Origin of the sequence: Actinomadura sp. NPDC049753, assembly GCF_040674655.1 — a bacterium.
Lineage (GTDB): Bacteria > Actinomycetota > Actinomycetes > Streptosporangiales > Streptosporangiaceae > Spirillospora > Spirillospora verrucosospora.
On sequence record NZ_JBFARL010000104.1, the window covers coordinates 15,249 to 28,578 of the forward strand.

General features: G+C 74.0%; 9 protein-coding genes and 1 pseudogene. 6 read left to right on the plus strand and 4 right to left on the minus strand.

The features are described from left to right. Window position 1: 1 nt before the first annotated feature. Complete coding sequence (locus AB0K37_RS24765; protein WP_363984929.1) at window positions 2-502, minus strand: CGNR zinc finger domain-containing protein; 501 nt, start codon at window positions 500-502, stop codon at window positions 2-4. A gap of 78 nt (window positions 503-580) precedes the next feature. Here AB0K37_RS24765 and AB0K37_RS24770 point away from each other — a divergent pair, with 78 nt between their 5' ends. Further along, window positions 581-1,669, plus strand: a complete 1,089-nt coding sequence (locus AB0K37_RS24770; RefSeq protein WP_363984931.1) for a winged helix DNA-binding domain-containing protein — start codon at window positions 581-583, stop codon at window positions 1,667-1,669. A 12-nt stretch (window positions 1,670-1,681) separates the two neighbouring features. On the opposite strand, the gene AB0K37_RS24775 is transcribed toward AB0K37_RS24770, so the two are convergent. Beyond that, window positions 1,682-3,130, minus strand: a complete 1,449-nt coding sequence (locus AB0K37_RS24775; RefSeq protein ID WP_363984933.1) for an alpha/beta fold hydrolase — start codon at window positions 3,128-3,130, stop codon at window positions 1,682-1,684. Between the two features lie 155 nt (window positions 3,131-3,285). Here AB0K37_RS24775 and AB0K37_RS24780 point away from each other — a divergent pair, with 155 nt between their 5' ends. After that, a complete protein-coding gene (locus tag AB0K37_RS24780; protein WP_363984935.1) occupies window positions 3,286-3,666 on the plus strand; it encodes a hypothetical protein in 381 nt (126 codons plus the stop codon). Window positions 3,667-3,705: 39 nt separating this feature from the next. Further along, on the plus strand, window positions 3,706-4,191 hold the full coding sequence (locus AB0K37_RS24785) for a hypothetical protein (RefSeq protein WP_363984937.1): 486 nt from the start codon (window positions 3,706-3,708) through the stop codon (window positions 4,189-4,191). Here AB0K37_RS24785 and lysX read toward each other — a convergent pair. Further along, window positions 4,188-7,487, minus strand: coding sequence for a bifunctional lysylphosphatidylglycerol synthetase/lysine--tRNA ligase LysX (gene lysX / locus AB0K37_RS24790; protein ID WP_363984939.1), 3,300 nt, complete (start codon window positions 7,485-7,487; stop codon window positions 4,188-4,190). The genes AB0K37_RS24785 and lysX overlap by 4 nt on opposite strands. 158 nt (window positions 7,488-7,645) lie before the next feature. Between lysX and AB0K37_RS24795 the strand changes: the two genes are divergently transcribed. The 3 genes from AB0K37_RS24795 to AB0K37_RS24805 are packed head-to-tail and all read left to right on the plus strand — an operon-like array spanning window position 7,646 to window position 12,712. After that, entirely contained in the window at window positions 7,646-9,487 is a 1,842-nt protein-coding gene (locus AB0K37_RS24795) for a protein kinase (protein ID WP_363984941.1), read from the plus strand. Then, window positions 9,487-11,187 (plus strand): protein kinase, encoded by a 1,701-nt coding sequence (locus AB0K37_RS24800; protein ID WP_363984943.1) that lies wholly within the window; start codon window positions 9,487-9,489, stop codon window positions 11,185-11,187. Before AB0K37_RS24795 ends, AB0K37_RS24800 begins: the two co-directional genes overlap by 1 nt. Window positions 11,188-11,209: 22 nt before the next feature. Next, the gene (locus AB0K37_RS24805) at window positions 11,210-12,712 is read left to right on the plus strand and encodes a serine/threonine-protein kinase (RefSeq protein ID WP_363984945.1); all 1,503 of its coding nucleotides are present in this window, start codon (window positions 11,210-11,212) and stop codon (window positions 12,710-12,712) included. Here the strand turns inward: AB0K37_RS24805 and AB0K37_RS24810 are convergent. After that, a pseudogene (locus tag AB0K37_RS24810) lies at window positions 12,628-13,330 on the minus strand (hypothetical protein); the annotation flags it as partial. The gene AB0K37_RS24805 and the pseudogene AB0K37_RS24810 overlap by 85 nt on opposite strands.

Consider the following 13,330-nt stretch of genomic DNA (forward strand, 5'->3'; position numbering starts at 1 on the left):
GCTACCGGCTCGCCCGGCGGCGGGCGCGGTGGGCGGCGACGGTCGTGCGGCTCGCGCAGGCGTTCGAGCAGAACCGGCGGCTGCGGTTGCGGGACTCGTCCACGTAGAAGCGGGCGCAGCCGTCGGCGCGGCAGCGGCCCACGGTGACGTCGGGGTCCCCGCACAGGACGTGGGCGAGGGCGGCGGCGCAGCTTCGGCCGAGCCACCGGACGCCGTCCTCTCCGTCGCGGGCGAAGCGCAGGTGCGGGCCGTCGCCGTCGTGCTCGGCGACGCGCATCGCGGGCGGGTAACGGTCCAGGAGGAGGTTGACCGGGAGGGGCGGTCCGCCGTCGGCGACGGCCGCGACGGCGTCGCGCAGGGCCGGAAGGAGGTCCCCCAGGTCGTCCGGTTCCGCCACGGCGTGCTGCTGGAAGAACTCCCGCCGCAGCCCGCTGGGCTCGTCCCCGTTGACCAGCTCGACCGCGAGCCGGGTCAGATTGCCGATGTAGGCAACGTAACGCACATCACCACCTACCTTTCCCGGCTCGATCCTACGGGCAGATTTACGGAATAGAGCATTCCGTTCTGTTAGACTGGCGGCATGACGCGGACACTGGATCGCCGGACGCTGAACCGGGCGGCGCTCGATCGGCAGCTGCTCCTGGAGCGCTCGGGCATGCCCGTCCTGGAAGCGGTCGAACGGCTCGTCGCCATTCAGGCCCAGGAGACCAACATGCCGTACATCGGGCTCTGGACGCGGCTGGAGGGCTTCCGCCGCGACGACCTCACCGGCCTGCTCTACGACCGGTCCGCCGTGCGCAGCACGATCCTTCGGGGGACGCAGCACCTGGCGTCCGCCGCCGACTTCCTGTGGATCCGCCCCCTCGTCCAGGAGAGCGTCCTGCGCGGCCGCCAGGCGGCCTTCGGCAGCGCCACCCGGGACTGGGACCTCGACGGGCTCGCCGCCGAGGCGCGCAGGCTCCTGCGGGGGCGGACCCTCACCCGCCCGCAGCTCGCCCGCGCCCTCGCCGAGCGCTGGCCCGACCGTGATCTCCAGGCGCTCGGCTGGTCGGCGCAGGCGCTGGTCTCCGTCGTCCACCCGCCGCCCAGCGGGACGTGGAACACCGGCGGTGCGACGCCGTTCGCCCTGGCGGAGGAGTGGATCGGCCGCCCGCTCTCCCCGCAGTCGCCGGACCGGCTGATCCGCCGCTACCTGGCCGCGTTCGGTCCGGCCTCCGTCAAGGACTTCCAGATGTGGTCCGGGCTGCGCCGCATGGACGCCGCCTTCGAGGAGCTCCGCCCGTCCCTGCGGACCTACCGGGACGAGAGCGGCGCGGAGCTCTTCGACCTTCCCGGCATGCCCCTCCCGGACACCGGCGCCCCCGCGCCCGTCCGCTTCCTCCCGGCCTTCGACAACCTGATCCTCGCCTACGCCGACCGGAGCCGGATGATGACGGACGAGCAGCGCAAAGCCGTGTGCGTGGGAGCCGTCACCAAGCCGGCCCTCCTCGTCGACGGGCGGGTCCACGGCACCTGGACGCTCAAGCACGACCGCAAGGCGGCCCGCGCCGAGCTGACCGTGGAACTGCTCGCGCCCCTCCCCGACGAGGAGCCGGTCCGGGAGGAGGCGGCCCGCCTCCTGGCGTTCGCCGCCGCCGACGCCGACCACGTCCTGCGCTTCGCGCGGTGAGCCCGCCGGACGTCAGGTGATCGGCATGGTGGCCGCGAGCGGCCAGGCCAGCAGGACGCCGCCGACGAGCGCGGTCACCCACGCCGGGGCACGGATCGAGCGCAGCGCCGCCGCCTGGACGCCCTGCCAGGCCAGGAGTCCGGCGATCAGCGGCGACACCAGCAGCACGAACGGCGAGACGGCCCCGACGAGGGCGGCCGCGAGGAGGGCGGCCAGCGCGGTCGTCGCCGCCCACGCGTGCACGCCGATCGCGGTCGGCCGATCATGCCCGGCGCACAGCGCCTCGACTCCCAGGCAGTACAGGGCGGTGCCCGCGGTGATCGGGACGAGCGCCCACACCCGCGGGCCCACCGGCACCGCGTGCGCCCACCCCCACTGGGCCGGGACGGCGAACGACACCACGGTCAAGGCGACGAGGACGGCTGCCGCGGCCACCGTCCGTGCCCGGGGGCGTCCTCCGAGGAAGCCGGGGTCCCTCGCGCAGACGAGCGCCACCACGCCGGCGACGCCGAAGAACCCGGCGAGCGGACCGGCCACCGCGAGCGGCAGCCGGAAGACTCCCATCACGGGCACCGCGGCCCCGGCCGCGAACGCCGCCGAGAGCAGCGCGAACCTCACCGGGACGCGACGGCGCGCCTCGCGGGCGTCCGAGGGCCGCCCGAGCAGCGCCGAGGCGATCGCCCCGAAGGTCAGCACGGCCGCCAGGTGCAGCAGCAGCGCCGACCCCGCCCGCTGGACGGCGCGCACGTCCGAGACCGGAGCGGAGTGCCGCCCGAACGCCGCGTCGAACCAGGCGCCGGTCTCCCGATGGGTGCGCGGGCTGAACAGCACGCCGACGTGCTCGACACCGCCGACGATGACGGCCCGACGCGCCGTCCCGTCGCGCGGATCGCCGTAGGTCGCGCCCGGCCGCCCCTCCGGGTGGACGGCATGCAGCGCTTGGACGGCGCCGTCCCGGTACGCGGGGAACTCCAGGCCGCCGGCGACCAGGAGCACGTTCCGCGCGGACGCCGGCACCGCCATCGACCCCTGCGAGATCGCGACCGTCGCCCCGACGGACGGATGCGAAGCGCCGTACCGGATGACCGCGGCTGCCCCCAGCGAGTGCCCGACGAGTCCGATGTGCTCTCCGTCCACCCCCGGCACGGCCCGCAGACGCGTGACGGCGACGTCCACATCACGGTCGAGCCGAGCATCGGCGGCAGGACCGTCCCCGTTCCCGGGCAGCCGCCGCGTGCCGGCCCCGTGCCCCGTGAGATCGACCAGCGCCACCGTGTACCCGCGCCGTGCCAGCGTGTCCGCGAACCCGCGCATCAGGCGCCCGCTGGCCCCGAGCCCGTGCGCCACCACGACACCCGGCGCCCGCCCGGACGCCCGGGACCCCTGCACGATCTCGACCGGCACTCCGTCCACCACCGCGGCCCGCCGCCGGAGCCCGGCGTCCGCCGCCGGCACCCCCACACCCCCGACAACAGCACAAACCACCCCCACCGCCATCGCCAAGATCTGGGGTTTTGTCATTGTTCACCGTCCAGGGCCGGGTACCAGAGTGTCAGGAACCGGGGCGGGGCGGAATCGGAGTGCGAATGTCGGGGGACATCGGCAGAATCTCGCCCATGCTCACCGAGGAACTGGTTCAGGTTTGGCGGGACGTCATCCAGGGCGACGAGAAGTCATGGGTGCTGTTCGAGAACGGCACGTGCGTCATTCTGATGGAGCCCGGAGACGACCTGAGCGCGCAGGCGGTGGAGCTGCTGCGCGAGTACGGACCCGTCCACGGGGGCACTCCGGCGGGCGACTTCGGGACGATCGATCTCGACCAGGCGCCGGGCTGGGCCGTGTACGGGCACCACAACGACATCCTCACCTATGTCGCGCCCGAAGAGGCCGGGGACGACGCGTCCGACCTGACCGTGGGCCTTCTCGGCCGTTCCAAGCGCGATCAGGACGGCCGGGAACTCGCGGTCGTGCACGTGGAGGACAAGCGCGGCCGGTGAATGGCGAGTGTGTCAGAGGATGTCTGTACAAATGTGTGCGTGACGGAATGGGGCGATGAGGTGCTGGCGCGGTTGCGGGCGGCGGCGCACCGGGGGTTCGGGGACGCCGAACTCCTCCGGGGACGTCCGCTGGCTCCCGTGCTCCAGTACGCCGGGGACGTGCTCGTCGCGGCCCTGGCGCAGGGGCGTGACGTGCGGTCCCTCGCCCTCGCGTGCCTGGACGGGCTGAACGGGCGCGGTCTGCCCGGCGACGCCGAGCTGGCGGACGAGCTCGCCGCCGCCCTCGGGGTGCGGGAGCCGACCGGGCTGGCTCCGCTTCCCGTCGACCTGGGGGCGGTGGCCGCGGCGATGGAGGACGGGGTCCAGGTGCTCGATCCCGAGCGCGGGGACGTGCTCCCGGCCGACGAGGCGGAGGGGCTGCCGGCCCCGCCGGGCGTCCTGCCCGAGGGGGAGGACGCCCGGCGGGGAGCGGCGCGGGCGTGGCTCGCGGGCCAGGGGTTCCGGCCCGTCCCGCGGAGCCTCTAGGAGCCGGGACGCACCAGCGGGAAGGGGATCGTCTCGCGGATGCTGCGGCCCGTCAGCGTGATCAGCAGCCGGTCGATGCCCATGCCCATGCCCCCGGCGGGCGGCATCGCGTACTCCAGGGCGCGCAGGAAGTCCTCGTCCAGCTCCATGGCCTCCGGGTCGCCGCCCGCGGCCTGGAGCGACTGCTCGGTGAGCCGCTGCCGCTGGAGGATGGGGTCGATCAGCTCGGAGTAGGCGGTGCCGAGTTCGAGGCCGAAGACGATGAGGTCCCACTTCTCGGCCAGGCGCGGGTCGTCGCGATGGGGGCGGGTCAGCGGGGACGTCTCGGCCGGGTAGTCGCGGACGAACGTGGGCGCCGCCAGGTGCTCCTCGACGAGCGCCTCGAACAGCTCCTGGACGACCTTGCCCTGCCCCCACTGCGGGTCGACGTTCAGCCCCGCCCGCTCGGCGAGCGAGTGGACCCGCTCCGGCGGGGTACCCGGGGTGATCTCCTCGCCGAGCGCCTTGGACACCGACTCGTAGACGGTGATCTCCTGCCACGGCTCGGCGAGGTCGTACTCGACGCCGTCCCGGACGACGACCGTGGTGCCGAGGGCGGCGCGGGCCGCGTCCACGACGAGGGAGCGGGTCAGCTCCGCCATGGTGTCGTAGTCGCCGTAGGGCTCGTAGGCCTCCAGCATCGTGAACTCGGGGTTGTGCCGCTGCGAGACGCCCTCGTTGCGGAAGCTGCGGTTCAGCTCGAAGACGCGGCCGGCGCCGCCGACGAGGAGGCGCTTGAGGTACAGCTCCGGCGCGATCCGCAGGTAGAGCTGCATGTTGTAGGCGTTGATGCGGGTGGTGAACGGGCGGGCGGTGGCGCCGCCGTGCACCGGCTGGAGCATCGGCGTCTCGACCTCCAGGTAGCCGCGGGCGCGCAGGCCGTCCCGGACGGCGGCGACGGCGTCGCCGCGCATCCGCAGCATCCGGCGGGACTCGTCGTTGACGATGAAGTCCACGTACCGCTGCCGGACGCGGGCCTCCGGGTCCGACAGCCCGGAGCTCTTGTTCGGCAGCGGGTGCAGGCACTTGGCGGCGAGCGTCCACGAGGACGCGAGAACCGAGAGCTCCCCGCGCCGGGACGTGACGACCTCGCCCCGCACCCCGACCTGGTCGCCGAGGTCGATGAGCGACTTCCAGCGGCGCAGCGACTCCTCGCCGACCGAGCCGGCGGTCAGCATGACCTGAAGGTCGCCGGTCTCGTCCCGCAGCGTGACGAAGATCAGCCGGCCGTGCTCGCGGGCGAGGACGACGCGCCCGGCGATCGCGACGGAGTCGCCGGTGCGGGTGTCGGGGGCGAGGCCGGAGTGCCGCTCACGGATGCCGGAGGCGACGTCGGTGCGCTCGCAGCCGAGCGCGTACGGCTCCATCCCGGCGGCGCGGATCTGGTCGAGCTTGGCGTGCCGGACCCGCTCCTGCTCCGACAGCCGGCGCTGGGGGGCGCGGGCCGCCTCCGCGGCCTCCTCGATCTCCTTGATCCTGTCGACGAGGTCGTCGGACGGGACCATCGAGGCGGCCCGGTCCAGCTTGGGGCGGTTCAGGCTCGGCAGGAAGCCCTCGGCGCGGGCGTAGGCGAGGCCCAGCCGGACGAGGTGCCGCCCGTGCTCGTAGCAGATGAAGCGGGGACGCCAGTCGGGCATGTACTTGGCGTTCGACAGGTACAGCGACTCCAGCTGCCAGAACTTCGACGCGAACGACAGGAACCGGTAGTAGAGCCGGGCCACGGGCCCCGCGCCGATCTGGGAGCCGCGCTCGAACGCCGAGCGCAGCATCGCGAAGTTCAGCGACAGCTGCTGCGCGCCGACCGCGGCGGCCTTCTCGGCGAGCTTGGCGACCATGTACTCGTTGAGGCCGTTCTCGGCGAGCCGGTCGCGGCGCATCAGGTCGAGCGACAGCCCGGCCCGCCCCCAGGGGACGAAGCTGAGCAGGCCGCGCAGCTCGCCGTGCGCGTCGAACGCCTCCACCATGACGCAGCGCCCGTCGGTGGGGTCGCCGAGCCGGCCGAGCGCCATGGAGAAGCCGCGCTCGGTCTCCTCGCCGCGCCAGGCGTCGGCGCTGCGGATGAGCTTGGCCATCTCCCAGCCGGGGATCTGCGAGTGGCGGCGGATCCGCACGGAGTACCCGGCCCGCTCGACGCGCCGGACGGCCTGGCGGACCTGCCGCATCTCCCGTCCGTCCAGGTTGAAGTCGGTGAGGTCGACGATGGCCTCGTCGCCGAGCTCCAGCGCGTCGAAGCCGTGCCGCTTGTAGATGCGGGCGGCGCGCTCGCCGACGCTGACCGCGCCGGGGATCCAGGCGTGCGCGCGGCACTCGCCGAGCCACGCCTCGATCGCCTGGTCCCACGACTCGGGGTCGCCGAGGGGGTCGCCGCTGGCCAGGGAGACCGAACCCTCCACCCGGTAGGCGATGGCCGCCTTACCGTTCGGCGCGACGATGACGTCCTTGTCGCGGCGCAGCGCGAAGTAGCCGAGGGAGTCCTGGTCGCCGTACTCGGCGAGCAGCGCGCGCGCCGCCAGCTCCTCCGGGGGGCTGAGGACGGGGTCGCGCCGCCCCGGCCGGAACAGCGCCCAGAACGTGGCGATCATCAGTCCGGTGCCGAGCACCCACAGGATCACGTCGACCCAGAAGGGCACCGACACGTCGATCGGCTTGCCGGTGACGCGCGGCCCGAGGACGGTCTGGGCGATCGCGTAGAGCGGGTGCGTCCAGAAGTCGCCGCGGGAGATGCGGTCGGTCACGGTGACGAGGAACGTCCCGATGCCGCAGGTCACGATGAGGAGGCTGGTGAACACCAGGGTGGCCAGGCGCCGGTTGGCCCGGTCGGGCAGGGTGGTGAACTGGCCGCGCGCGGAGATCAGCAGGCCGAGCACCGCCAGGTACACGGCGGCGGTGACGATCAGGCCGACGGGGGTGGGCTTGTCCGGGTTGAACAGCGTCGTCAGGACGGCGGTGACGCCGAGCGCGGTGGGCAGGCAGAAGATCAGGACGAGGATCCGCCACGCGGCCTTCTTGCGCCGCCGGACGCCCATTGACAGCAGGATCCACAGCAGGCCGATCGGGACGCTCGGGAACCAGCCGAGATAACCGATCCATCGCAACGCCCAGATATCGGCTATCTCAAGGATGAGACCATAGGAGACCCATGCGAGCAGCGACAGGATCCCGGAGAGTCGGGTGTACCAGAAGAAGATCGTCGGCGCGGCCTGGATCAGCCGCCCCCACTCGCCCCGCAGGCCGCGCTGCTGGCCCTGCTCGGTCATGGTCCCCTTTCTACCGGGTCGCACGTCGATCACGTCTCCGTCCCCGCGCGCCCGGCCCGCGGCGAACCGCGCGGTGATCTCGTGCGTCGTACGGGTAAGGGGATGTGGCTTGCACTCTCAGTCCAAGGTTGTCAGCAAAAGTCGATATGGTCGCGGATATGCCAAATGAACCCACCGGTGAGCGGTTGCTCGCCCGCCGCTACCGCCTGGTGACCCAGGTCGGCCGAGGCGGCATGGGGACGGTCTGGCAGGCGCACGATGAGGTCCTCGGTCGTGACGTTGCGGTGAAGGAGGTCATCCTCCCGCATGGTCTCACCGATGAGGAACGCGCCGTGCACCACAAGCGCACGTTCCGTGAGGCCCGCACCGCGGCCAGGCTCAGTCACCCCGGCGTCGTCGCCGTCTACGACGTCGTCGAGGAGGACGACCGCCCCTGGATCATCATGGAGCTCATCAGGGCGCGCTCCCTGGACCAGGTGATCAAGCAGGACGGGCCGATGGAGGCGCGCCGCGCCGCGGAGATCGCCCGGCAGATGCTCGCCGCGCTGCACGCCGCGCACGAGGCCGGGGTGCTGCACCGCGACGTCAAGCCGAGCAACGTGCTGATCACCGGCACGGGGCGGATGGGCGAGCGCGCCGTGCTCACCGACTTCGGCATCGCGACCGCCTCGGGCGACGCCACCCTCACCCAGACCGGGCTCGTCATGGGCTCGCCCGCCTACATCGCGCCGGAGCGGGCCCGCGGCCGCGTCGCCGGTCCGGCCTCCGACCTGTGGTCGCTGGGCGTCACCCTGTACGCGATGCTGCACGGCAAGTCGCCGTTCGAGCGTCCCGAGCCGATGGCCGCCCTGGTCGCGGTGATCTCCGACGAGCCCGACCCGCCGGAGAAGGGCGGCCGGCTCGTCCCGGTCATCGAGGGTCTGCTGCGCAAGAACCCCGACCAGCGGATGGACGCGATCGAGGCCGGCCGGATGCTGGACGACATCGTCCGGCAGGAGACCATCGACACCCAGCGGACGATGGCCGTCGAGTACCCGGTCGAGGAGGCGCCGGGGACGCAGACGACCATGCCGGAGGCCCCCGACGAGGCGCCCCGCCCGGCCGGCGCCGGCGCCCGGCCCGACCAGCTCACCAGCTTCGACCTGCCGAGGGGGGCGCCGAGCGCGCCCGAGGCGGCGAACCCCGCCGAGACCGCGCCCGACCCCGACAGGGTCAGCTCGTGGAGGCCGGGGCCCCGCACCCAGCCCGCCGGGCGGGTCACGGTCCCGAGCCGGGGGCCCGAGCCGGGGCCGGACACCCACTTCCCGCCGACGACCCACCACCCCTCCGCCGGACGGCCGGCGCTGGCGTCCAACCGCAACGTGCTGATCATCGCGGGGGTGGTGCTGCTCGTCATCCTGGTCATCACGGGGATCGCGCTGGCCAGCAGCGGCGGCGACGATGACGGGAAGGGCGCGAAGAAGAGCGCCTCGACGCCGCCGGCCACGGGGAAGGCGTCCTCGTCCTCCCCGGTCAAGTCGAAGAACCCGAGCCCGGCCCTCCCCGCCGGGTTCAGGACGCACGACGACCGCAGCGGCTACTCCGTTCCCGTCCCCAAGGACTGGAAAGGGCCCGAGCGCAAGAACGGCGGCGACTTCTTCTACGCGCCCGGCCGCAAGACCTACATCCAGATCGACCAGACCGACGACCCCGGCCCGAGCGCGATCGACGACTGGCGGCGCCAGGAGCGGGGCGGCTCCGGCTGGCCCGGCTACGAGAAGCTCAGGATCGCGGCGACCGGCGACCACCCGCCGGTGCCCGACACCGGGAACGGCGACAAGTCGGCGGACTGGGAGTTCACCTACGACGGCGACGGAGGCCGGGTGCACATCCTCAACCGAGGGTTCGTGACGAAGGGGCACGGCTACGCGATCCTGCTGCGGGCCCCTGACGGCGACTGGGACGAGGTGTACTCCGAACTCCAGCCGGTCTACCGGTTCTTCAAGCCCGCGGACGCCTGATGGAGGGGCGGCTGCTGGCCGGTCGGTACCGGCTCGAATCGGTCGTCGGGCGCGGCGGCATGGGCACCGTGTGGCGCGCCTCCGACGAGACCCTCGACCGCGAGGTCGCGGTCAAGGAGGTCGTGCTGCCCGCGGGCCTGAGCGACGAGGAGCGCGAGAACCGGCACCGCCGGACGCTGCGCGAGGCCCGCGCCTCGGCCCGGCTGAACCACCCGGGCGTCGTGACCGTGCACGACGTCGTGGACGAGGACGGCCGGCCGTGGATCGTCATGGAGCTGGTGCGCGCCCGCTCCCTCCAGGAGGTCGTGGAGGAGGACGGCCCGCTGCCGCCCGGCCGGGTCGCGACCATCGGCGCGCAGATCGCGGGGGCGCTCCGGGCGGCGCACGCGATCGGCGTCCTGCACCGCGACGTCAAGCCGGCGAACGTGCTGGTCACCGGCGACGACCGGGCCGTGCTCACCGACTTCGGCATCGCGCAGGTGGCGGGCGACGCCACCCTCACCGGCACCGGGCTGATCATGGGGTCGCCCGCGTACATGTCGCCGGAGCGGGTGAACGGCGACCCGGCGATCCCCGCGTCCGACCTGTGGGCGCTCGGCGCCACCCTGTACGCGGCGACGGAGGGCAGGGCGCCGCACCACCGCAGCGACGCGATGGCGGTCCTCGCCGCCGTGATGACGCAGGACGTCCCGCCGCCGAAGAACGCGGGGCCGCTGGCGCCCGTCCTCACCGGGCTGCTGGAGCGCGACCCGGTGCGGCGGATGACCGGGGACCGGGCCGAGGCGGCGCTGAAGGCGGTCGCCTCCGGGCACGCCGCCGACGCGGCCGCCGCGCAGATCGCCGCGAACGAGGCGGCGGCCGCGGCCGCCGGCGCCACCTGGACCGCGACGCTCCCGTCCGGCGGGTCGCAGGCACCGTCGCAGTCGCTCGCGCAGCCGTCCATCCCTGTGCCCGTCCCACCCGAATCGACGCACTACCCGCACGGAACGGGCACGCAGTGGACGCAGGGAGCGCCCGCCGCCCCGGCGCGGCGGAAGTCCCCGGTCCTGCCGGTCCTCGCCGGCGTCGTCGTGGCGGCGGCGGTCCTGGCGATCGCCGGGTTCGCCTTCTGGCCGAAGGACTCCTCGGCCGGCGGTCCGGACGCGTCGCGGTCGCCGCAGGCCATCGGGCCGACGGCGCAGGCCACGCAGGGCGCGCAGAGCACGCCGACCGCGGCCTCGGACGACCCGGCGCCCTCGCCGAGCGCGACCGTGCGGCCGATCCCCGCGGGGCTCGTCCCCGCGCGCGAGCGCGGCTTCACGATCGCGGTGCCGCGCGGGTGGCGGCGTTCGGTGCAGGGCAACAGCGTCGTCTGGACCGACCCCGCGTCCAGCGCCTACGTGCAGGTCGACCGGACGGTGTGGTCCGGCGACCCCTACGAGCACTGGGTCACCTGGGAGCGGGAGGCCATCGCCGACGGCAAGCTCCAGGGCTTCCAGCGCGTCGGAGAGATCACCCGCACGACCGTCGCCGGGCGTCCCGCGGCCGACATCGAGTTCACCTGGTCCCGCTCGGGCGGCACGCGCGCCAAGGACCGCGGCGTGATCGTGGACGGCCGGCCCTTCGCCGTCGTGGTGGCGGTCCCCGCCTCCCAGTGGAACGAGAACGCGACACTCGTGAACAATGTCCTCGACACGTTCCAGCCCTCCGGGGTGGGATGACCAGTGGGGGGACCTTCTAGAGATGGCACAGGCACGTCTGCTCGGTAACCGCTACCGGCTCGACTCGGTGGTCGGCCGCGGCGGCATGGGCACCGTGTGGCGCGCCTTCGACACCATGCTGGACCGCGAGGTCGCGGTGAAGGAGGTCGTGCTCCCGCCCGGGCTGAGCGAGTCCGAGCGGGCCGTCCTCTACGAGCGGACGTTCCGCGAGGCCCGCGCGTCGGCGCGGCTGAACCACTCCGGGGTGGTGACCGTCCACGACGTCGTCGAGGAGTCGGACCGGCCCTGGATCGTGATGGAGCTGGTCCTCGCACCGTCGCTGCAGGACATCATCGAGCGCGGCCCGATGGAGCACCGCCGGGTCGCCGACATCGGGCTGCAGATGCTCGGCGCGCTCCAGCACGCCCACCAGAAGGGCATCCTGCACCGCGACGTCAAGCCCAGCAACGTGCTGGTCACCGACACGGGGCGGGCCGTGCTGACCGACTTCGGCATCGCGCAGATGGAGGGCGACACGACGCTCACCCAGACGGGCCTGGTCATGGGGTCGCCCGCCTACATCGCGCCGGAGCGGGTGCAGGGCGAGCGCGCGGTCCCCGCCTCCGACCTGTGGGCGCTCGGCGCGACGCTGTACGCGGCCGTGGAGGGCCGCTCCCCCTACGAGCGGTCCGACGCGATGTCGTCGCTGCAGGCCGCGCTGACCGAGCCCGTGCCGCCCGCGCGGAACGCGGGGCCGCTCGGCCGGGTGCTGGAGGGGCTGCTCGCGCGCGAGCCGTTCGGCCGGATGACGGCGGAGCAGGCGCTGCCGCTGCTCACCCAGGTCGTGGCCATGCCGCGGCCGTCCCCGCCGGTGCCGCCGCAGGCGAACGAGACGATGACGGACGAGCCGTCCGCCCGCTACCTGCCCGACCGCGCCGCGGAGACCGTCCTCGACCCCGAGGACCTCGACCCGGTCACGCGCCGGGACGTGGGAGACGCCGCCCGCCGCGAGCCGGTGCGCCACGACCTCGGCGAACCCGAGCCGGTGACCCGCCGCGACCCGGGCCGGTTCCAGGACCGCGGCGCCTCGCACCGGCCGCCGCAGCCCCCTCCCAAGCCGGAGCCGGAGCCGCGGACGCTGCTGGAGACGGACTGGGCGCCGCCGCCCCCGTCCCAGCATCCGTCCGTGCAGCACCCGCCGGTGCAGCAACCGCCGGTGCTTCAGTCGCATCCGAGCCTTCCGCCGCAGACGCCTCCGCCGTGGGAGCAGCCGCAGCAGTACGCGAACTGGCAGCAGCCTCCTCCGCCGCCCGTCCACGACCGGCCCGGCAGCGGCGGGGAGCGCCGCAAGACGGTGGTGGTCGTCACGGTCGCGGTCGTCCTCGTCGTGGCGGCCGTGCTGCTGGGCGCGTTCATCCTGCGCGGCAAGCTGGGCGCCGGCGCGCTGGGCGAGGCGCCCGGTCAGCCGGCGGCGAGGCCGCTGATCTGCGCCCCGCCGGCGGTGACGGCGGGCTGCTCGGAGACCACGTCCGTCATCACCATGTAGGGAAGCGTCAGCGGCGGAGGCGCCGCCGGGGTGAAGGTCACGGGGACGCCCAGCAGCTTGGACGACATCTTCGTCGTGTACATGACGACGTCGCCGGTCAACGTCAGGCTGCCGGTCCGGGTCCGCGCGGTGGCGCCGCCGTGCGCGGCCGTCTGGTCGACGTTCTTCAGGACGGCCTTGGACATGCTGAACTTCAGCGCCTTCACGGTCCCGCCCGCCGAGGGGAGGGACGCGACGCCGTCGTAGCTGAGCCCCGACATCGTCAGCGAGTCGGCGCGCAGCGTCCCGGCGTCGGTGTAGAGGCGGGGCCCGGTGCCCGCGTCCTTGGCCGGGGCGGGCGTCGCGGTGGGCGATGGCGTCGCGGTGGGCGAGGGCGACGCGCTCGGGGCGGGGCTCGCGCTGGTGCTGGGCTGCGTGGACGGCGTCTGGCTCGGGGACGGGGTCTGGCTCGCGGACGGCGTCGCCGAGGGGGAGGGCGTGGCCGAGGAAGCCGCCACCGGGGAGGACGGCGACGGGGACGGGGACGGGGCCAGCAGGTGGATCCCCAGGACGGCCGGGAGCGCGAGGGCGGTCAGCCGTCCGCCGCGCGGCGCCGCGTGCGCGCCGTGACGGCCGTCT